Annotated in this window: 14 protein-coding genes and 1 tRNA gene; 12 read left to right on the top strand and 3 right to left on the bottom strand. The window is 67.6% G+C overall.

Translation table 11 applies throughout. The features are described 5' to 3' along the window. Positions 1-197: 197 nt before the first annotated feature. Complete coding sequence (ypfJ, locus tag DAERI_RS10125) at positions 198-1,049, top strand: KPN_02809 family neutral zinc metallopeptidase (RefSeq protein ID WP_103129300.1); 852 nt, start codon at positions 198-200, stop codon at positions 1,047-1,049. Positions 1,050-1,100: 51 nt separating this feature from the next. Then, the gene (locus DAERI_RS10130; RefSeq protein ID WP_103129301.1) at positions 1,101-1,817 is read left to right on the top strand and encodes a M48 family metallopeptidase; all 717 of its coding nucleotides are present in this window, start codon (positions 1,101-1,103) and stop codon (positions 1,815-1,817) included. Positions 1,818-1,830: 13 nt separating this feature from the next. Here the strand turns inward: DAERI_RS10130 and DAERI_RS10135 are convergent, their stop codons facing one another. Further along, the gene (locus DAERI_RS10135) at positions 1,831-2,043 is read right to left on the bottom strand and encodes a hypothetical protein (RefSeq protein ID WP_103129302.1); all 213 of its coding nucleotides are present in this window, start codon (positions 2,041-2,043) and stop codon (positions 1,831-1,833) included. Between the two features lie 170 nt (positions 2,044-2,213). On the opposite strand from DAERI_RS10135, the gene DAERI_RS22000 reads away from it, so the two are divergent. From DAERI_RS22000 to DAERI_RS10170, 8 genes are all read left to right on the top strand, one after another. Continuing rightward, positions 2,214-4,343, top strand: coding sequence for a hypothetical protein (locus DAERI_RS22000; RefSeq protein WP_133162008.1), 2,130 nt, complete (start codon positions 2,214-2,216; stop codon positions 4,341-4,343). Beyond that, the gene (locus tag DAERI_RS10140; protein ID WP_103129303.1) at positions 4,343-4,804 is read left to right on the top strand and encodes a pilus assembly FimT family protein; all 462 of its coding nucleotides are present in this window, start codon (positions 4,343-4,345) and stop codon (positions 4,802-4,804) included. Before DAERI_RS22000 ends, DAERI_RS10140 begins: the two co-directional genes overlap by 1 nt. After that, positions 4,805-5,347, top strand: a complete 543-nt coding sequence (locus tag DAERI_RS10145; protein ID WP_235610333.1) for a PulJ/GspJ family protein — start codon at positions 4,805-4,807, stop codon at positions 5,345-5,347. Then, complete coding sequence (locus tag DAERI_RS10150) at positions 5,344-6,168, top strand: PilW family protein (protein ID WP_103129304.1); 825 nt, start codon at positions 5,344-5,346, stop codon at positions 6,166-6,168. Before DAERI_RS10145 ends, DAERI_RS10150 begins: the two co-directional genes overlap by 4 nt. A gap of 62 nt (positions 6,169-6,230) precedes the next feature. Beyond that, the gene (locus DAERI_RS10155) at positions 6,231-7,925 is read left to right on the top strand and encodes a dynamin family protein (protein WP_103129305.1); all 1,695 of its coding nucleotides are present in this window, start codon (positions 6,231-6,233) and stop codon (positions 7,923-7,925) included. A gap of 81 nt (positions 7,926-8,006) precedes the next feature. Continuing rightward, positions 8,007-8,081 (top strand) — tRNA-Thr (locus DAERI_RS10160). A 242-nt stretch (positions 8,082-8,323) separates the two neighbouring features. Further along, positions 8,324-8,728, top strand: a complete 405-nt coding sequence (locus tag DAERI_RS22775) for a hypothetical protein (RefSeq protein WP_235610334.1) — start codon at positions 8,324-8,326, stop codon at positions 8,726-8,728. A 2-nt stretch (positions 8,729-8,730) separates the two neighbouring features. Then, positions 8,731-13,503, top strand: a complete 4,773-nt coding sequence (locus tag DAERI_RS10170) for a DUF4132 domain-containing protein (RefSeq protein ID WP_165794151.1) — start codon at positions 8,731-8,733, stop codon at positions 13,501-13,503. Between the two features lie 19 nt (positions 13,504-13,522). On the opposite strand, the gene DAERI_RS10175 is transcribed toward DAERI_RS10170, so the two are convergent. Beyond that, on the bottom strand, positions 13,523-14,521 hold the full coding sequence (locus tag DAERI_RS10175; RefSeq protein ID WP_165794152.1) for a phosphotransferase enzyme family protein: 999 nt from the start codon (positions 14,519-14,521) through the stop codon (positions 13,523-13,525). A 193-nt stretch (positions 14,522-14,714) separates the two neighbouring features. On the opposite strand from DAERI_RS10175, the gene rpoZ reads away from it, so the two are divergent. Both rpoZ and DAERI_RS10185 read left to right on the top strand, forming a co-directional pair. Next, entirely contained in the window at positions 14,715-15,014 is a 300-nt protein-coding gene (rpoZ, locus tag DAERI_RS10180) for a DNA-directed RNA polymerase subunit omega (protein WP_026332496.1), read from the top strand. A gap of 73 nt (positions 15,015-15,087) precedes the next feature. Further along, a complete protein-coding gene (locus DAERI_RS10185; protein ID WP_103129308.1) occupies positions 15,088-16,335 on the top strand; it encodes a cation:proton antiporter in 1,248 nt (415 codons plus the stop codon). A gap of 3 nt (positions 16,336-16,338) precedes the next feature. On the opposite strand, the gene DAERI_RS10190 is transcribed toward DAERI_RS10185, so the two are convergent. Continuing rightward, complete coding sequence (locus tag DAERI_RS10190; RefSeq protein WP_103129309.1) at positions 16,339-18,123, bottom strand: N-acetylmuramoyl-L-alanine amidase; 1,785 nt, start codon at positions 18,121-18,123, stop codon at positions 16,339-16,341. Positions 18,124-18,229: the final 106 nt, after the last annotated feature.

Here is an 18,229-nt window from a genome sequence, read left to right on the forward strand (position 1 = left end):
CCCCCCAGTTTGACGAGTGGGGCTGACGAAAGCCGCAAGTTTTGTTACTCGGCGTTAACCCGGCGGGGTCCCCCCCTTTCCGGCTCCACCCCACAACTTTTACTAAAGACCGCCCCAGCCGGGCGCGCCTAGAATGCCTTCCAGACCACGCGAGAAGCCCTGAGCCGCCCCGTGCGCGGCCGGACGAGGGAGTGACTATGGACTGGCAAAATCTTCCCGGAGGGGGGAACATCGAGGATCGCCGCGGGGGTGGAGGCATTCCCGGCGGCGGCATCGCGGTGGGCGGCGTCGGCGGTCTCATCATCGCTCTGATCGCCATGTTCTTCGGGGTGGACCCGGGCGCGATTCTGGGCGGCGGCCAAAGCAGCGTGCCCACGCAGACCCAGACGCAGACCGCGCCGGGTCAGCCGGACACCTCCTACCAGTTCGTGGACCGCATCCTGGCAAGCACCGACCAGGTGTGGTCGGGCATCTTCGCCAAGGCGGGGCGCACCTACACCAAGCCGACGCTCGTGCTGTACAGCGGGGCAACACCCACCGCCTGCGGGCAGGGCAGCGCCGCCGCTGGCCCCTTCTACTGCCCGCTGGACAACAAGGTGTATCTGGACACCTCCTTCTTCGCGCAGATGGACCGCCGGCTGGGCGGTGGCGGCGACTTCGCCTACTCCTACGTGATCGCGCACGAGGTCGGGCACCACGTCCAGAACGAACTCGGCATCGCGGACCAGGTCACCCGCGCCCAGCAGGGGGCCCGCAGCGAGGCCGAGGCCAACCGCTACAGCGTGGCGCTCGAACTCCAGGCCGACTGCTTCGCCGGGGTGTGGGGCAACCAGGTCTCCAGCCTCGCCAACCTGACGGAAGCCGACGTGCGGGAGGCGATCAACACCGCCACGGCCATCGGCGACGACACCCTCCAGCGCCAGGGTCAGGGTTACGTGGTGCCCGACTCCTTCACCCACGGCACCAGCCAGCAGCGGGTGAACTGGTTCATGACGGGCTTCAAGAGCGGCGACCCCAACAAGTGCGACACCTTTGGCGGGCAGCTCTGAGGCCGTCCCGCCTCTCACCCACCTCGCCCGGCGCTCCGCTTTTATAGGGCCATGCCCACCCCTGCCCGCCCCCGACCCCAGCCTGCCTGGACGGTCGGGGGCGTTCCCGTGCGGCTCAAACGCAGCGCCCGGCGCCGCACCGTGACCCTGCGGGTGCAGCCCGGCGCGGTGACCGTTCATGCCCCGGCGCGCACGCCCCTCGACCTGATCCAGGCCTTCGTCGAGGCCAAACGCGGCTGGGCGGAGGGCCACCTCGCCCGGTACGCGGCGCAGGCCATCCCTCCGGCCCCCCTCGCCGACGGCTCGCCCCTGCCCTTCTTCGGGGAAACGCTGGTGCTGCGGCTGGTGCCGGGGACGCGCGCTCCCGTGCGTCTCGGGCCGGAGTTGCATGTCTCCCCCGGCGACCCGGACACCCTCGCCCGCACGGTCGAGGCCTGGTACCGCCGCGCCGCCCTCCCCCGGTTGCGGGCGTTAACGGAAGAGTATGCGGAAGCTCTGGGGGCACGGGACCGCTTGGGACAGGTCCGCCTCAGCCGCGCCCGCACCCGCTGGGGCAGTTGTACCGCTCGGGGTGACATCCGGCTGCACTGGGCTCTGGCCCGCGCTCCCCGTGAGGTGGCCGCCTACGTCGCCCTGCACGAGGCCGCGCACCTCCTGGAGTTCAACCACTCGCCCCGCTACTGGGCCCATGTCTCGCACCTGATGCCCGACCACGCCCGCCAGCGGGCCTGGCTGAAGGAGCATGGGCAGACGCTGGCGCGGCTGTAGCAGCGTGAGGGGTTTACATTGCGGGCATCGGAATCGGATTGGGCAGGCCCGGTGTGTCGGGATTGCTTGTCGGCGTGGGCTCCGGCATTCCGGGCAGATCCGGGTTCACGGGCGGGTCCATGATGGGGCCGGTGTCGTCGCCGCTCGGTAGCCGCTCGGGCATGGGCGCGGGTGTGTCGGTGGGTTCGGTGGCGGGGGCAGGCGGACGGTCGTAAGGTCCGGTCATGGGTTACCTCCGGGGTAGGAATGGTGCAGTCTCGCCCGCCCATGCCCCGGGAACGCGAGAGGGGTGTGAAGAAACCTTCACTTGCTCCCCAATTCAGGGGATAGGCCGGGGCGGTGAGTCCCGCCAGACTGGGCGGGATGAGAGGCTCAAGAGCGACCCAAGGCGCGACCATGATTGTGGTGGTGCTGTTCACCCTGCTGCTGCTGGCGGGCATCCTGGCGGCCACCATGCGGCTGGGCCTGGGCAGTCGGCAAAATACGGTGGATCAGGCGGCGATATTGAAGGCGCAGTATGCGGCGGAGTCTAACGTGACCCTGCTCCGCAGCAAACTCAGGGACTACCAGGACATCCTCTCCAGCAACGGCATCAACGCCAGTGGAGTTCAGGTCCCCTACCTCCTGTTGCCAGCAGGTACATCAGCAGACGTGGTTAAGAATGATGCCAAGGCGTTCTGCGGGAAGGGAAGTGTGGCCGACCCCTGGGTTCCCACCAGCGATTTTGCAACGGCTCGTGAAGCGGGCGACGCTGAACTGTTTCCCTCGGCTACGCAGTGTGTCGCCACTTCAGCTCCCACGTTGGACTCGTATGGGATCTTGGCCGATGCCGTGACATCGGCGGCGTACAACGAATTGCCCCCCTCAGAACGACCGGCAGCGGGTTCTACTCGCGCCGCCCTGTTGTCGTGGTGGCAGAACCAGCTCAGTAACGTAAGTTCTGGAAATATAAAATACGACATCAGGCCCCTCAGGGTGGTGAAGCTTACAGATAACCGGTACAGGTTCTATCTGGGCGTCACCAATCTGGATGTTAAGGGCAGCAGTGGTACTGGCCAGCGTTACATGGCGGGCACTCGTTCGGATAAGGGGGATTGGTGGTTCGAGATCAAGGTCCCCAACCCATTCGACAACGTGCTCTTCATCAACAATTGGCCCTCTGCCGATGGTGGATTTTATAATGACGTGATTGATGGTGACTTCTTCACCAATCAGAAGGTCAGAATGCTGTTCGGCATTAACTCGGTCAACTTCAGGGGCAAGCTGAGAAGTGCCGGTTGTACGGCCTTTCCCGGTGCCGGTACCCTTCAGAACGCCGACTGCACGAAGGGGGACGGGCCAGGATTCTACGGAGGATTAAACACACTGATTAGCCCTGATGCTGGGATAACGGACAACGCGGCGAAGAGTGCAAATCTCAAGAGTAAGATGACCAATCAGGGAACCAACTTTACAAGCACGGTAGCAGGTGACTTCAGCTTCACGGAGAAATACATACCACTTCCGCTGACAGCCAACACCCAAGCGGCGGACGCTGCTAACGGTGGATTGACCCTCGCGCCTAATGAATCAGGCGTTGAACTAGTGGCGGGCGATGCTTCTGGAAACCCCTTGAACAATTATGATTCCTCTAAATCCCTGTGGAAGGAGTCCAATCCAACCTATCAGTATATTAGGATCAAAGGTCCCGCTAGTTCATCCAGCTACGACAACTCCACCTGGATCGAGGTGGACAAGTCGGACTACGATAATTGGCCCGCCGATAAGAAGAAGATGACCAACAATCCTACTATGTACTGGGTGAGGCCTAAACAGGTGGACAATTCTAGGGAGTTCCGCTTTGGACCCGACAAAATTCTTTATGCGAAGAGCGGCAGCGGATGGGTTTCAACGGGCACGACCTTTAATGGTGTTATCTATGGTTCACAAAACATCACGGTATCGGGCCCCATGCGTAAAGATAGTAGCTTGACCGCCGACGTGAGCAAGATGCCCCCCGCCCTGGCCTCCTTCGCAAAGCTGAATATCACGGGTGGAGCCGGTCTAAGACTGGACACGGACCTGACTCTGTCAAACACGCCGTGCGATAACGGCAATACTCAGCAAGGCTGCCCGAAAACAGGAGACGCCAAACCGCAGAACGCGCTCTGCCTCTTTGCTCCGGCTGGCGATGTCGTCATGACCAGGTACACGCAGGACGAGGCGACCTACCACGCAGCTATTATGGCTAGTAATGGGGCTTTTAACGTGGAGAATTACGATAAGCGCAGGGTCCAGGGATCGCGCCATGTTATAGGTAGCGTCGTTGAAAATCGTTATGGCTTGAACGGCACGGCCAGCCTGAACAACGGTCAAGTGACTTTCGGCAGTGGGTATGGCGACCAGTTCTCGTTTGACAACCGCTTGAGAGAAGACATCTTGCCTTCCTCTCCCATCGTTACGGTGTGGCAGTCGGCGGACGCATCGAGTACTCAGAAGCGTCTTACAAATGTCGTGTGGCAGCAGTCTACTGCTGATAACTTCTGATGAACAGACAAGCCTTTACACTCCTCGAGCTCCTGATTGCCCTTACCATCATCGGCGTCCTCGCGGGCATCTTCGGGGTCAGCTTCATCCGCAGTATCCGCACGGCTGAGCTCCGTGATGCCGCCAATCAAGTTGTGACCGACCTCCGACGGGCCCGCTCACAGGCGCAGCGAGGAAGCACGGATGTTGTCCTCGTACTGCCCGGGACCAGTGGTGGGACGACCTATAAGGTGGATACGGTTAACAAAACCCTGCCGAGCAACGTGAAGGTGATCTGCAAGACCAACTGCGGGAGCGGTGCGACGACGAACATCACCTACCAGGCGCCCTACGGTGAGTTGGGCGGGGGGGCTACCGGAAGCGTCTACACCGTCAGGAGTCCGATAAGCGGGATCAACGACCTTGAAATTCGGATTGTCGGCGTGACTGGGAAAGTCATTCTGACAAGGGCGGGATCGTAAGTGAAAAGGACTTCGAAAGCAAAGAGTGGAGCCCACGAGCAGGGCTTCACCATCATCGAGATTCTCGTCGCTATCGCCATGCTCGGGATTCTGGCCGCCGTCCTCACGGCGACGCTCACCGGCTCCCTGAGCCTGAACAGACAGGCGCAACGTCAACTGGATACGACCTCAAACGTTCAGCAGGTGATGGAGAACGTGCGAAACGCCTGGAATGTTTTGGGCAACTATGACAGCGCCTGTGTCCCCAGCATCAATGTTCCTGCCGGGTACACGATTAAGTTCATCAATTTGAGCACCCGGGCCGAACCCATCAAGCAGGACAATACGGTTGCTAGCCCTCCGACGGCTGCACCTGTAAATACACTGAACACAACGACATCGGCGACCTGTACAGCCTCGGCGAACGCAACCCTGAATGGGGGAGCGGTCCCCACCATGCGCCGCGTCGTCGTGCAGTCGGGGACGCTCGGGGCAGGCAATTCACAGGTGACTGGGCCGCAGGACGTGGCCCTGACCCTCGACATTTTGAGGCCCGTACCATGAAACGCCGTGCTCGGATGGGGTTCACGCTGATGGAATTGTTGGTGGGCATGGCAATCATGGCTGTCGTTCTGACGGCCCTGCTCAACTACTTCTTGCAGGGCACCCGTGTGTCCACGCAGTCCGGCAGCCGGGCCGAACTGCAGCAGGAGATCCTGAACGCACAACAGTTGATCGCCGGAAAGCTGAAGGAGGCGTGGTACGTGTATCCGCCGGGGCAGGTGATCAACATGACAAGCACGGAACTCACCCGGCGCCCCGCGGGTGGCAATAACTGGCAGGTGGGAACCGACCCTATCCTGGCAATGGTGCTGCCGCCTAAAGTGCCGTCCGTTTCTTGCGCCACAAACACCGATGGCTGTTACCGCTTCCTGGCCTACTATCCAGTCAAACGCTCGTTGTGGGTTTCCAGCACGAGCACGGACAGCTGGAGGAACCCGGGACCGGACGACGCCAACGGGGAGACCTGGGTTCTGGCCGAGTACCGGGGCAACATCGCCCCTGGAGCCGGAGGCACTCCTCCCGCTACGCCCCCCAGCGTCCCAACGGGGAATACCGCCAATATCCTTTCCGACTACATCGCGCCCACCGTGGCGACAACGGGCTTCACCACCACCTCACCCATCGACAACACCTACACCATGTTCACCTACAAAGCTGCCAATGGGCTGGCGGCCTCAGCGACCAACCCCGTCAGCGGCGTGACCATCAACCTCGCCACCACCCGCAAGACTGGGGGCACTACTCTGCGTCTGCCCAACCCTACCGACGAGTACAGCATCACCGTCTACCCCACCAACCTCGGCAAAATTGCCGCCAACTGACCGCCTTCAACAATCCCTGAGCCTCCACCGGACCAGCGGCGTGGAGGCTCTACACTGCCCCCATGCTCGTCTCCAACCGGGTCCAGGACCTCCTCTCGCGGGAGCGGGCGCTGCTCGCCGACCTCCAGGCCTTTCTGGAGACGCAGGGGGCACCACCCGAGGCCGTCGAGTACGCGCGGGGGGCGGTGCGCTCGCTCGACGAGAGTTTCCTGCTCGTGGTTGTCGGCGAGTTCAACGCGGGCAAGAGTTCCTTCGTGAACGCGCTCCTGGGGGCGACGGTGCTGCCGGAAGGCGTGACGCCCACCACCGACCGCATCTACGTGCTCGTGCACGGCGACCGGCCCGGCCAGATGGAGCCCACCCGCGACCCCTTCGTGAGCCGCCTGACCTATCCCCTCCGCAGCCTGGAGGGGGTGGCGCTCGTGGACACGCCGGGCACGAACGCGATCATCCGCCAGCACCAGGCGCTGACCGAGGGCTTTCTCCCGCGCGCGGACCTCGTGCTGTTCCTGACCTCCGCCGACCGGCCCTTCACCGAGTCCGAGCGGCAGTTCCTGGCCCTGGCCGCGCGCTGGGGCCGCAGCGTGGTGCTGGTCGTGAATAAGGCCGACCTGCTGGAGACGCCTGAGGCGCGCGAGCAGGTGCGGCAATTCGTGGAGACGGGCGCGCGCGGGGTGCTGGGCCTCACGCCCCCCGTCTTCCTGATCAGCGCGCGGGGCGAGCAGCGGGGGGGCGACCCGGGCTTCGCGGCCTTGCGGGATGCCCTCCGCACCCGCCTCTCGGAGACGGAACGGACCCGCCTCAAGCTGCAAAGCCCGCTGGGCACGGCGGCGGAAATCCTCTCGGGCGAGGAGACGCGGGCGGAGGCGGCCCGCCGTACCCTCACCGAGGACCTGAGCATCCTGCGCGACCTGGAGGCGCAGCGCGAGCGGCACCGGGAGACTATGCTGGGCGAACTCGACGGGCAGCTCAACCGCCTGGGCCGATTGCTCAGCGAATTCGAGGTCCGGGCCGACCGCTTCATCGACGCCCGGCTGCGCTTTTCCAACCTGCGCGGCCTGATGAACAGCCGCGAGCTGGAGGAGGACTTCCGGCGGGAGGCGGTGGCGGACCTGCCAGACGCCCTCGACCGGCAGTTCGGCACGATGATCGACCGCTTCGTGGAGGCCAACCTGCACTTCTGGGAGGACGTACAGGCGTTCCTGGTCCGCCGCCAGCCGTCGAACGAGGTCGCCCGCACCCGCTTCTCCTATGACCGGGGGGCGCTGTTGGAGGGCATCGCCGGAAGTGCCCGCGAGCACCTGGAGACGACCACCGAGCACGAACTCGCCCGCCAGCTCGCCCGTGACGCGGAGGACGCCCTCAAGGGCGCGGTGGGTGGCCTGGCCGGGGGCATCGGCATCGGGGCGGGACTGGGGGCACTGGTCGGCGCCTCGGCGGTGGACTTCACTGGGGGCATTCTGGCGGGCCTGACGCTGGGGAGCCTGGGCCTCTTCGTGCTCCCTAACAAGCGGCTTCAGGCGCACCGGCAACTCCGGCAGAAGGTCGCGGGGCTGCGCCAGGCCCTGGAGCGCATCGTCCGCCGCGAGTACGAGCGCGAGCAGGAACGGGCCGACGCCCGGCTGCGCGACGCAATCAGCCCCTACACCCGCTTTACCGAGCAGGAGCAGGCGCGGCTCGGCCAGGCTGCGGCACGCGCTGCCGAACTGCGGGTCCGCCTGGAGAGCTTGCAGGCCGACGTGAAGGCGTTGGCGTAGGCCCGTTTGACAAGCTCGGATTCATCGTCTACCCTTGTCGGTGCAGTCTTTTCGCCCCACGCGAATCTGCCCGCCAAACTCGCCAGTGTAGCTCAGTGGTAGAGCAACTGATTCGTAATCAGTAGGTCGTCGGTTCAAATCCGACCCCTGGCTCCAGAACCCGGAAGACCCGCTCCAGAAGCGGGTTTTTCCTTTTTGGCTGGAGAGGTCGGGCCGCTTCCAGGGCTGCCGGTGGCCTCCTGATCGATGGCCACGGCTTCCAATGAGCCATCCTTCCGAGAGACGCTGGCTCGCGCAAAGGCAAAAGAGCCGCTGCTTTTACGCTATTTACATAGCAACTTCCCTCCCGTAGACTGAATGTAAGGTTGTCCACTCTTCCCAGTCCCGGAGGTTCCCGCATGATCGTCGAAACGAAAGTCGTAGGCCGCCGCACCCCCTTCGAGCGTCGCCCGGTGCCTCTTCCCGACGGGGCACACACCCTGCGGAGCCTCCTCACGCATCTCGTTCGGCAGGAGGTCGCGGCGTACAACGAGCGGCAGGATCGGGTGGGCCTCCTGCGGGTGCTGACGGAGAAGGAGCTGAGTGAAGGGGCAGCGACCGGCGTGATCCGCGGTGCGCCGCAGGAGCGGACTGCTCCCGCCAATGCCGACGAGGCTACCCAAACCGCCCTGCGCGCCTTCGGGGATGGGCTGTATTACGTCTTCGTGGACGATGAGCAGATCGAAACGCTGGATCAGCCCCTCGCCCTGCGCCCCGACAGCACCCTGCTGCTGCTGCGCCTGACGGCCCTGGCGGGAGGCTGAGCGTGGACGTGCAGGAACTCCTCAGGACATATCAGCAGCCGTGGAAGAAAGCCTTTTTCGAGCGGGCGCAGGCGCTCCCGGCCGAGCTGTGGGAGGCGGTGGAAAAGGCCGAGAAGCAGGAGCAGCACGTCACTCCCGCCCAGGTCCTCGCCGAACTGCTTCAGAAAAACGACGAGGGAATTCTCCAGGCCATCGCCGCCACCTTCTTCCCCCAGTTCCCCGAACTCGCCCGCCACACCATCGGGGCCCTGCTCACCCGTCACCCCTACCCGCAGGGCTACGCGCGTCGCGCCTTTCGTGCACCGGGCCACCCGCTGCACGCCCAGAGTGCCGCCGGGTGGATCTGGGGCGTGTGGCATGTCACGCGCGACTACCCGCAGGACCTGGAGTGGTTCGCCGTTCACGCCGGATTGCTGCCGAGCTGGCAGTCCTACCGCCTGGGCCTGCTGTTCGCGCAGGCGCTCGATGACGGGGACGAGGCGATCTTCCAGATTCTGAGGGACACCGCGGCCACGCAGCACCCCGTCGCCCGCATGGGGCGGCACGTGCCCGCCGCGCTCCTCGCCAGTGCCCGCCCGGACGCCTGGGCGCTGGCGGAGGGTCTGCTCCTCGCCGCCCAGCGCCAGGAGGGACTGCGGCAGGTCATCCTGGAGAGCGTGGACGAGGCGCACCCGGACGCCTTCGCCCGCTTCCTGCGCCTGGTCCTGCAAGAAGACCTGCTGCGCTTCGCCGCCTGCCTGCGCGCCGCCGACGTGTGGTTCGGTCTGGGCTACGACGTGACGGAAGTGAAGACCGTTCGCCGGTTGCTGGAGGAGGCGCTGGGGTACCTGGAAAGCCCCGAACAGGCCCGGGAGGCCGTGCGGTCGGGGGGCGGTGTGTCCGCCTACCTCGCCCTGTTCACCCTGGCCATGCGGGACGCTCGGGAGGCGGCGGGGTGGGCACGGACCCTGCTGGGGGACGCGGACCCCGAGCGGCGGATGGCGGGGGCCCAGTTTCTGCTCAGCGCCGAGCTGTTGGACCCGGATAGCCTGAACGCCTTGATCGCCGACCCCGACGTGCGGCTGGGTGCCCTCGCCGCGAGCCGGGTAAACCGCTGGCAGGCGGAGAGCGGGGGGCTGAGTTTCGACGCGCTGGTGGAGTTCGCCGCCCGGCTGCCCGAGGAGGCGGGGCACCGTCCCCTCCTCTTCCCGTGGCTGGGGCACACGCCCGCCCGCTCGGACGTGCTCGACAACCTGCCCGCGCTGCTGGGTGACCGGCCCTTCTCCACCCTCCTGCCCTACCTGGGCGGGATGAGCAGTTCGGGGAAGACGTTCACCCTCCAGCGCCTCAACCAATGGATGGCTAATCGGCCCGATAGTGAGGTGCTGGACGCCCCCACCCGTGAACTCCTCGTCGCCCTGCTTCAGGACCGCAACAGCGGCGTGTCCGAGGAGGCGGTGAGGGTGATGGCGCACCTGACCCCCTCGCCGGAGGAGGTGGGCGTCATCCACACCCTGCTGCGGCGCCGGAGTCCGGGCCTGCGGCGGGGCCTGATTCGCCTGCTTGCCCGGAATCGGGACCAGGCGCAGGCGAGCGCCCGCGACCTCCTCGCCACGCGGAGCACCGAGCAGCGGCAGGCGGGATTGCAACTCCTGCTGGAAATCTCCGGGGAGCCCCCCGCCGACTTCAAGCCCGCCAACGCGACCGAGGAGACCCTGTACGCGGGGCTGACCCGGCCGGAAAGCACCCTGACCCTGGAGAACGGGCTGGGCCTCTTCGACCCGGCGGCGCTTGCCCCCGTGCCCACCCTGAGCCCCAGTGACCGCGACTTTCCCCAGGACGTGCGGCGGGGGGCGGAACTCCTGCGGTCGCTCGACGCCCTGATCGTCTCCCACCGCGAGACGCCGCTGAGCGGGCCGGGATGGGACGGCCGCGAGACGGTCCTGCTCGGCAACGCCCGCCCCTGGATGCTGCGCGGCGACGACTTTCCCCTGGCCGACCTCTGGGAGACGTGGTGGCAGCAGCGTCCGGCGCCCCAGACTCGCGACCTGACCCGGATGCACTGGGCCCTCCACCACTTCGCGGCGCGGCGGGAGACGAGCGCCAGCGAGATCATCGAGGAGTTGGAGGCTGACGGTAGTGAGCAGGCTGCCGAGGGGCAGCGCCTGCGGCAGCTCACGCTCCACCGCACGCTGGGGCCGCTCGTCTCGCTGTGGCTGGACCATGCGGACCTGCTCGGGGCCGTCCTGGGCGCCCTCGCGCGGCAACACGCGGACGAGCTGGACACGACCCTCGCCCTGGACGCGCTGGAGACGGCCCTCAGCCTCCTTCCCGCCGATGTGGGGATGATCCACGACTCGCGCTATTCGTGGCGCAAGACCGATCCCCGCGACCTGCTGGACTTCCTGCATCCCCTCTCCCCCCTGGCCGGGTGGACGACCGCTCAGCAGCGCCGGTACTGGGACCTGGGTGTGTATCTGGACCGCGCCTTCCCCAGCTTGCCCCGCCGCCGACCGGGCACGGGGCTGCTCCTCACCGCGCAGGAACACGGCTGGGCCACGCGGCACGATCTGCTGGATACCCTGATCGGTCCCCGCGACGATTCCTCGTCCTACGGGCCGCGTTTCCACGAGTTGGGCGAGTACACCCGCCGCAAGCTCCGGGAGGGCCTGCCCACCTCGCCCGCCTGGACACGGGCCGTGGACGAGGTGCGGGAGCGTGTGCTGGAGGTCGAACTCGCGCGGGGCGACCTGGAGACGCCCGCCACCCCCGCCGCCCTCAGCCTCCAGAGCGTGAACGGCGCGGGCCTCGCGCTGCGGCTGCTGTCCGGGATGGGGAAGAACCCCCTCAAGCGCGGGTACACCGGCTCGAATGAGAGCAAGGACGCCACCTTCAGCCACCTGCTGCGCGTGTCGTTCCCGCTGCCGGAGGACACGCCCACGCACTTCGCCGAACAGGCCCGGAGCCTGAAGATCAGCGAGGGGCGTCTCCTCGACCTCGCCATGTTCGCGCCGCAGTGGGCGGGGCCGGTGTCGGGGGCGCTGGGGTGGCCGGGCCTCCAGGACGGCGTGTACTGGCTGCACGCGCACACCAAGGACAGCAACTGGAGCGTGCCGCAGGAGGTCCGGGACGCCTGGGAGGCCGAGATCAGCGAGCGTACCCCCCTGGGCGCCCGCGACCTCACCGAGGGGGCCGTGGATGTCGCCTGGTTCCGCCGGATGTACGGCGTGTTGGGACCGGGGCGCTTCGCCACCCTGCTCGACGCCGCCAAGTACGCCTCCTCCAGCGGGGGGCACAAGCGGGCCGAACTCTTCGCCCGGGCCATCCTGGGCGAGGTGGCGGAGGACGACCTGCGGACCCGGATCACCGGGAAACGCAATCAGGATGCGGTGAGGGCTTTGGGGCTGCTCCCTCTGGCCCAAGCCAGTCAGGAGGTTCAGAGCCGTTACCGCCTGCTTTCCGACTTCCGGCGGGGGGCGCGGCAGTTCGGGGCCCAGCGGCAGGCGAGCGAGCGGCTGGCCGCCGACATCGGGATGCAGAACCTGGCCCGCACGTCGGGGTACAGCGACCCCCAGCGCCTGATGTGGGCGATGGAGGCGCAGATGGCGCCCGAGTGGGAGCAGACCGTCCGGGACGGTGACGTGACCATCCGCATCGAGTTGACCCCGGAGGGCGAGGCCAGCCTGCGGGTGCAGCGCGGCGAGAAGGTCCTGAAGAGTCTCCCGCCCGCCCTGAAGAAGAACCCGGAAGTCGTCGCCCTGCGCGCCGCGTTGACGGAACTCGAAGCCACCCGCAAGCGGATGCGAACCGCGCTGGAAGACGCCATGACGCGCGGGGACCACTTCGCGCCGCAGGAGTTGCGCGACCTCGCCCGGCATCCCGTCATCGCCCCCATGCTGCGGTCCCTGCTCTGGGTGCTGAACGAGGAGCACCTGGGTTGGTGGAACGGGGACACGCTCCTCACCCGGGAGGGCGAGCGGCCTCTGGGAGAACAGGCCCTGCGCCTCGCCCACCCGCACGACCTGTACGTGGGCGGCCACTGGCCGGAGTACCAGCGCGAGATCATGGAGCGCGGGCTCACCCAGCCCTTCAAGCAGGCCTTCCGCGAGTATTACCCGCTGACCCCAGCCGAACGCGAGGCCAGACGGAGCACCCGCTACGCCGGGCACCACGTCCAGCCCACCCAGGCCGCCGCGCTCCTCAAGACCCGGGGCTGGGTCACCGTGCCCGAGGAGGGGATCCGCAAGACCTACCACGCGGAGGGTATCAACGTCTGGGTAGATTCCTCGCTGGGCTACTTCACCCCGAACGAGGTCGAGGGCACGCCCCTGCACGCCGTCTACTTTGTCCGCCGCGACGAACAGGAGGCCCTGCCCCTGAGCGAGGTCCCGCCCCGCCTCTTCAGCGAGACCATGCGCGACCTCGACCTCGTGGTGAGCGTGGCGCATGTGGGCGGCGTGGACCCCGAGGCCACCCAGAGCACCGTCGAGATGCGGGAGAGCCTGCTGCGTGAGACGCTGCATCTGTTAAGGCTGGGCAACGTCCGGCTGGAAAACGGGCACGCCCTGATCGCCGGGCACCACGCGAACTACACCGTTCACCTCGGCAGCGGCACCGTCCACCGGATGCCGGGCGGCTTCCTGTGCCTGATCCCCGTTCATAATCAGCACGCGGGCCGCCTCTTCCTGCCCTTCGCCGACCCCGACCCCAGGACGGCGGAAGTCGTCAGCAAGGTCCTGATGCTCGCGGAGGACCGCAGGATTCAGGACCCCACCATTCTGGAGCAGCTCCGGTAACGGGGGCGGGGGTCGGCGTTCAGAGCGCCGGGACTCCCGCCCCCAGAAACTCCAGGTAGGGCACGTCGCCCAGGATGTTGCGGCGGTAGGTCGCCAGCATCTCCTCCTGCGCCTCCGAGAGCCGCGTCAGGTCCCACTTGCGCTGGATGAGGAGGTAGAGATCCACCTCCCGCAGCTTGAGGAGGGTGGGAACGAGGGCGAGGTCGGCGTCGCCGAGTGGGCGCACCTCGCGGTAACCGGCGAGCAGGTGTTTCCACAGGTGCTTGCCCAGCGCTTCCCGGTCCCCCGCGTCCCACACGCCGTAGTACAGCGCCATCGCCAGGTCGTTCACGTAGAAGTTGTGGGCGCAGTCGTCGAAGTCGAAGAGGGTGAGCCGCTCGCCCTGGAGGAGGAAGTTCCCGGGGTGGGCGTCATTGTGGACCAGCCCGAAGCGGCCAGGTGACGTGGGCTGGGCGGCCAGTTCCTCGACCAGCGCGTCGAAGCGGGGCAGGATGCCGGGATCGAGGGGCACGGCCAGCCCCGCCGCCAGCGCGTGCCGGTCGCGGATGTACGGGTCGTCCTGCCAGCTCGGGCGGCCCCCCGGGTCTTCGGGCTGGTAGGTCTGGGTGCGCTCATGGAGTTCGGCAAGCAGGCGGCCCCAGGCCTGGATTTGCCCTGGGGTGAGTTCGGCGGGTCGGGCCCGCTCTCCCGCCGCCCGCACAAAGGCCGACGAGAAGTACAGCCCGCCCTCCCCGTCGGGCCAGGTGCCGAGCAGGTCGCCCTCCTCGTCCGGGACGGGGGCGGCCACGCTCACGCCGCCCTCGGCCAGAAAGTTCAGCCAGTGCAGCTCGGCCCGCACCTGACGCCCCGTGCGGTGGCTGCTGTGGACCAGGCGCAGCACCCGTTCCCCCTGCGGGCTGGAAAAGGCGTACACGTGGTTCTCGAAGCTGCCGAGGTCGGTCAGGCCTTCGGGCGTCTGGCCGTAGCGCGCGGCCACGCGGGCGAGCACTTCGGGGCTGGGGGGAGGATTGCCGAGCATGGCGGGCAGACTAGGGGGTTGGGCGGGGTGCGGCATCGGCCAAACGCGCTAGGGCGTCAGGATGTGCCCCCGGTCGTTGGCAGGTTCCCGTCCCCCGGGGTAGACTGAACGGCTGAAACGCGCCGGGGGACTGGCGCGAGGAGACGCCCGGCCTCCCCTCCTATGGGAGCGCCGGATGGAAAGGGGTTTCACCATGGCCGAGAAGGACATCGACAAGTTGCTCTCCCTGACCGACAGCAAGTACCGCCTGTCGGTCGTCACCGCGAAGCGGGCGCTGCAACTGCGCTCGGGGGCGCCCAGCGTCCTGCCCGTCGAGCAGCGCGTCCGCACCCGCAACCTCGTCACCCAGGCGATGCGCGAGCTGGCGACCGGCAAGCTCACCGTGGGCACCGAACTCATGGACGAGGGCCGCTTCCACCAGGATTACGTGCGCCAGAAGCAGGCGCAGCTCCAGGCCCAGCTCAACGCCGAGCGCGAACGCGAACGCGACTGAGAGGTGATTCGAAGGGGGCGGGCCAGGTCGGTCCGCCTCTTTCGTTTGGCAGGGGGCAGCTAGAGTGGGCGGGATGCTGACCGCCTTTGCCGTCCTGCTGTGCGTGACCGCCGTGCTGGCGTACCTCAACGAGCGCTTCCTGCACTTTCCCACGACCGTCGGCGTGACGCTGGCCGGGGCGGTGGCGAGCATCGGGTTGATCGCGCTCGACGCCCTCGGGGTGCCGGGCCTGCGCGGGTGGGCGGCGGGCGTGCTGGAGACGCTCAACTTCACGGAATTCGTTCTCAACGGCATCCTGAGCCTGCTGCTCTTCGCGGGGGCGCTCAGCCTGGACGCGGGGCAGATGCTGCGCCAAAGGGTCAGCATCCTCACCCTGGCGACCCTCAGCACCCTGCTGAGCACCTTTCTCATCGGCTTCGCGGCCTATTTCGTGTTCGCGCTCGTGGGGCTGGACGTGCCGCTGATGTGGGCGCTGCTGTTCGGGGCGCTCATCAGCCCGACCGACCCGGTCGCCGTGCTCGACCTGCTGAAAAGGGCGCGGGTGCCCGCCCGGATCGAGACGCTGATCGCGGGCGAGAGCCTCTTTAACGACGGGGTGGGTGTGGTGATCTTCCTGGTCCTCGCGGGGCTGGCGGGGATCGGCGAGCACCATACGGCCACGGGCCTGGCGGATGCCCTGGCCCTGTTCGGGCGGGAGGCGCTGGGGGGGATGCTCTTCGGCGCGCTGCTGGGTGGGCTGGGGTACGTGATGCTGCGGACCATCGAGCAGCACGCGGTCGAGGTACTGCTCACGCTCGCGCTCGTGGTGGGCGGGTACGTGGCGGCGGCGGCGCTGGGGCTCAGCGGGCCGCTGGCGATGGTCGTCGCCGGGCTGGTGATCTCCGCGACCAAGGACATCGCCTTCGGACAGGAGACCCGCGAACACATCGAGGGCTTCTGGGAGACGGTCGATCAGGTGCTGAACATCCTGCTCTTCGCCTTCATCGGCCTGGATGTCCTGCTGACCGAAACCACCGGGCCGCAGATCCTCGCCAGCGTCCTTCTGATCGGGGTGGCGCTCGCCGCCCGCTGGATCAGCGTCGCGCTGCCCTTCGCGCTCGTGCGGGCGCGGGAGGGGTACGGCGCCTACACCGTGCGGCTGCTGACCTGGGGAGGCCTGCGCGGCGGTATTGCGATCAGCCTGGCGTTGGGGCTGCCGGAGAGTCCCTACCGCACCCCCCTGGTCACGGCGACCTACGCCGTCGTGCTGTTCACCATCGCGGTGCAGGGCCTCACGATCATGCCGCTCGTGCAGCGGGCGAGCGCGGCCGTTCGGGAGTAGGGGCTACTTCGCCGCGCCCAGCACTGCCCCGCTCGCCGTCGTCCCCGTCATGAGGGCCTCGCGGATGCCCTGCGCGATGCCGAGCGCCACCCGGTCGAGGTAGTTGTTGTCCTTGAGGTTCAGGCCGTCCACGGGGTGGCTGGTGTAGCCAATCTCGACGAGGGCGGCCGGAATCCGGCTGTTGCGCAGCACCGCCAGCGAACGCCCACTCTTGAGCCCCTGCGGAAACGCGCCCGTCACAGACACGACGTTCTTCTCGATCAGGGCCGCGAAGTTGCTCGACAGCGGGTGGTTGGGGTTCCACCACGTCTCCACGCCGTAGCCGCGCAGGGCGTTTTGCGGGGGCATGGAGTTGACGTGGATGCTCAGGAAGAGCTGGGTGCCCGGCGTGCCCATCGCCGCCCGCATGCTGAGGTCGGTGGTCTTGTCGGGGTGCAGTTCCCGGTCGCTGTCGCGCGTGAGCACCGCGTCCACCCCCGCCGCCCGCAGCAGGTCCCGCACCCGCAGGGCCACGTCGAGGGTGACCTGTTTCTCGGTGATCGAGCCGACGGCGCCCGGATCACGCCCGCCGTGCCCCGGGTCGATCACCACCCGGGGCTGCACCATTGTGGCGAAGGAGGCGAGGAGCGCCGTCCCCCTCATGGTCTGGAGGGGCGGCACGGCGGCGACCACCCGCTCCCCCGGCTTCAGCGGCGTGAGGTCCGCCAGGGCGGGCGAGAAGTCGATGGCGAGGCGCGAGCGGTCGCTGCCCTCCAGCGGCGGCACGAGCTGGGCGCGCCACCCGCTGCGTCCGGTGAGCGGTGTGCCGGTCAGCAGCGTCACGTTGACGCCCCCGGCGGTGGGCTCGTAGCGCCAGGCCCGCACCTCCGGGCTGATGTTCTGTCCGGCCAGGGCCGCCGCCGAAACCCCCGTCACCTCCACCCGCAGCGCCACCCCCGTGGGCACCAGGCGGTACGCGGCCCCCGGCGGCAGGTCGAGGACCACCCGCGTCAGGCCGGGGTTCTTGCCCACGCGGGGCGCGCCCAGCAGGGCGCCCGCCTGCGCCGCCCCCTGGGCCTGACCAGCGAGGGCGCTGGGCTTTTCAGTGTCATGGTCGGGCAGGGCCGGAGCGGGGGGCGGCAGGCTGCCGCGCGGGGGCGGGGGCACCGCGTCGCCGGGAGGCAACTGGTCGGCCAGGGTGGAGTTCACCGGGGCCGTCAGCGCCAGGGTCACGGCGGGCGTGCTGGCGGGCACGGAGGTGTGGACCACGGCGCGCAGGGCCGGGCTCGCCCCGCCCGACAGCGTCGGCCCGAACTCCAGGATCAGGACCCGCGCGCCCGACGCCACCGTCGCCTCGCTCGCCCGCCAGCCGTCGGTCAGGGACAGCGGAAAGGGGGTGACCAGCGTGACCTGACCCCCCCCGGCGCGGTACTCGCTGACGCTCGCTCCCAGCGGCGCGCTCACGGCGGGCAGCACCCGTGCCCCCTGAACGTCCAGCCGCAACCCCCCGAAGGTCGGCGCCAGGGTGTAGTTCACGCCGGGCGCCAGGTCGAACACCACCCGCGTCTGGCTGCCGTCGCTGCTGGTTCGCGGATTGCCGAAGATCGCGCCCGCTGTACTCGCCGGGCTGCTGGCCACGGGCGCCTTCGCCGTTGCCGCCGGGTACGACGCACCCGGGGACGTGTTTCTGAGATTGGGCGCAACCTGAGCCGGGGCGGTGCGCTGGAAGGGGTCGGTCTGCGCCTCAGCCCAGGACCCCGCCACACCGCACAGCAATGAAGATGAGAGCAAGATGGCACGCGGCTTCATGGACTTCCATACTGTACAACTTTAGAGTGAGAAAGGCACGGTTCGACTCATAGATGAGCCAAGTTGTGTTTAAAAAGAGAGAAAGTTAACAAAGAGTCCCGCCCTG

This window comes from Deinococcus aerius (genome assembly GCF_002897375.1).
Taxonomy (GTDB): domain Bacteria; phylum Deinococcota; class Deinococci; order Deinococcales; family Deinococcaceae; genus Deinococcus; species Deinococcus aerius.

Excerpts from the sequence above, each read along its gene's own strand:
- ypfJ (WP_103129300.1), top strand. The coding sequence starts at position 198 with ATGGACTGGCAAAATCTTCCCGGAGGGGGGAACATCGAGGATCGCCGC.
- DAERI_RS10130 (WP_103129301.1), top strand. The coding sequence starts at position 1,101 with ATGCCCACCCCTGCCCGCCCCCGACCCCAGCCTGCCTGGACGGTCGGG.
- DAERI_RS10135 (WP_103129302.1), bottom strand. The coding sequence starts at position 2,043 with ATGACCGGACCTTACGACCGTCCGCCTGCCCCCGCCACCGAACCCACC.
- DAERI_RS22000 (WP_133162008.1), top strand. The coding sequence starts at position 2,214 with ATGATTGTGGTGGTGCTGTTCACCCTGCTGCTGCTGGCGGGCATCCTG.
- DAERI_RS10140 (WP_103129303.1), top strand. The coding sequence starts at position 4,343 with ATGAACAGACAAGCCTTTACACTCCTCGAGCTCCTGATTGCCCTTACC.
- DAERI_RS10150 (WP_103129304.1), top strand. The coding sequence starts at position 5,344 with ATGAAACGCCGTGCTCGGATGGGGTTCACGCTGATGGAATTGTTGGTG.
- DAERI_RS10155 (WP_103129305.1), top strand. The coding sequence starts at position 6,231 with ATGCTCGTCTCCAACCGGGTCCAGGACCTCCTCTCGCGGGAGCGGGCG.
- DAERI_RS22775 (WP_235610334.1), top strand. The coding sequence starts at position 8,324 with ATGATCGTCGAAACGAAAGTCGTAGGCCGCCGCACCCCCTTCGAGCGT.
- DAERI_RS10175 (WP_165794152.1), bottom strand. The coding sequence starts at position 14,521 with ATGCTCGGCAATCCTCCCCCCAGCCCCGAAGTGCTCGCCCGCGTGGCC.
- rpoZ (WP_026332496.1), top strand. The coding sequence starts at position 14,715 with ATGGCCGAGAAGGACATCGACAAGTTGCTCTCCCTGACCGACAGCAAG.
- DAERI_RS10185 (WP_103129308.1), top strand. The coding sequence starts at position 15,088 with ATGCTGACCGCCTTTGCCGTCCTGCTGTGCGTGACCGCCGTGCTGGCG.
- DAERI_RS10190 (WP_103129309.1), bottom strand. The coding sequence starts at position 18,123 with ATGAAGCCGCGTGCCATCTTGCTCTCATCTTCATTGCTGTGCGGTGTG.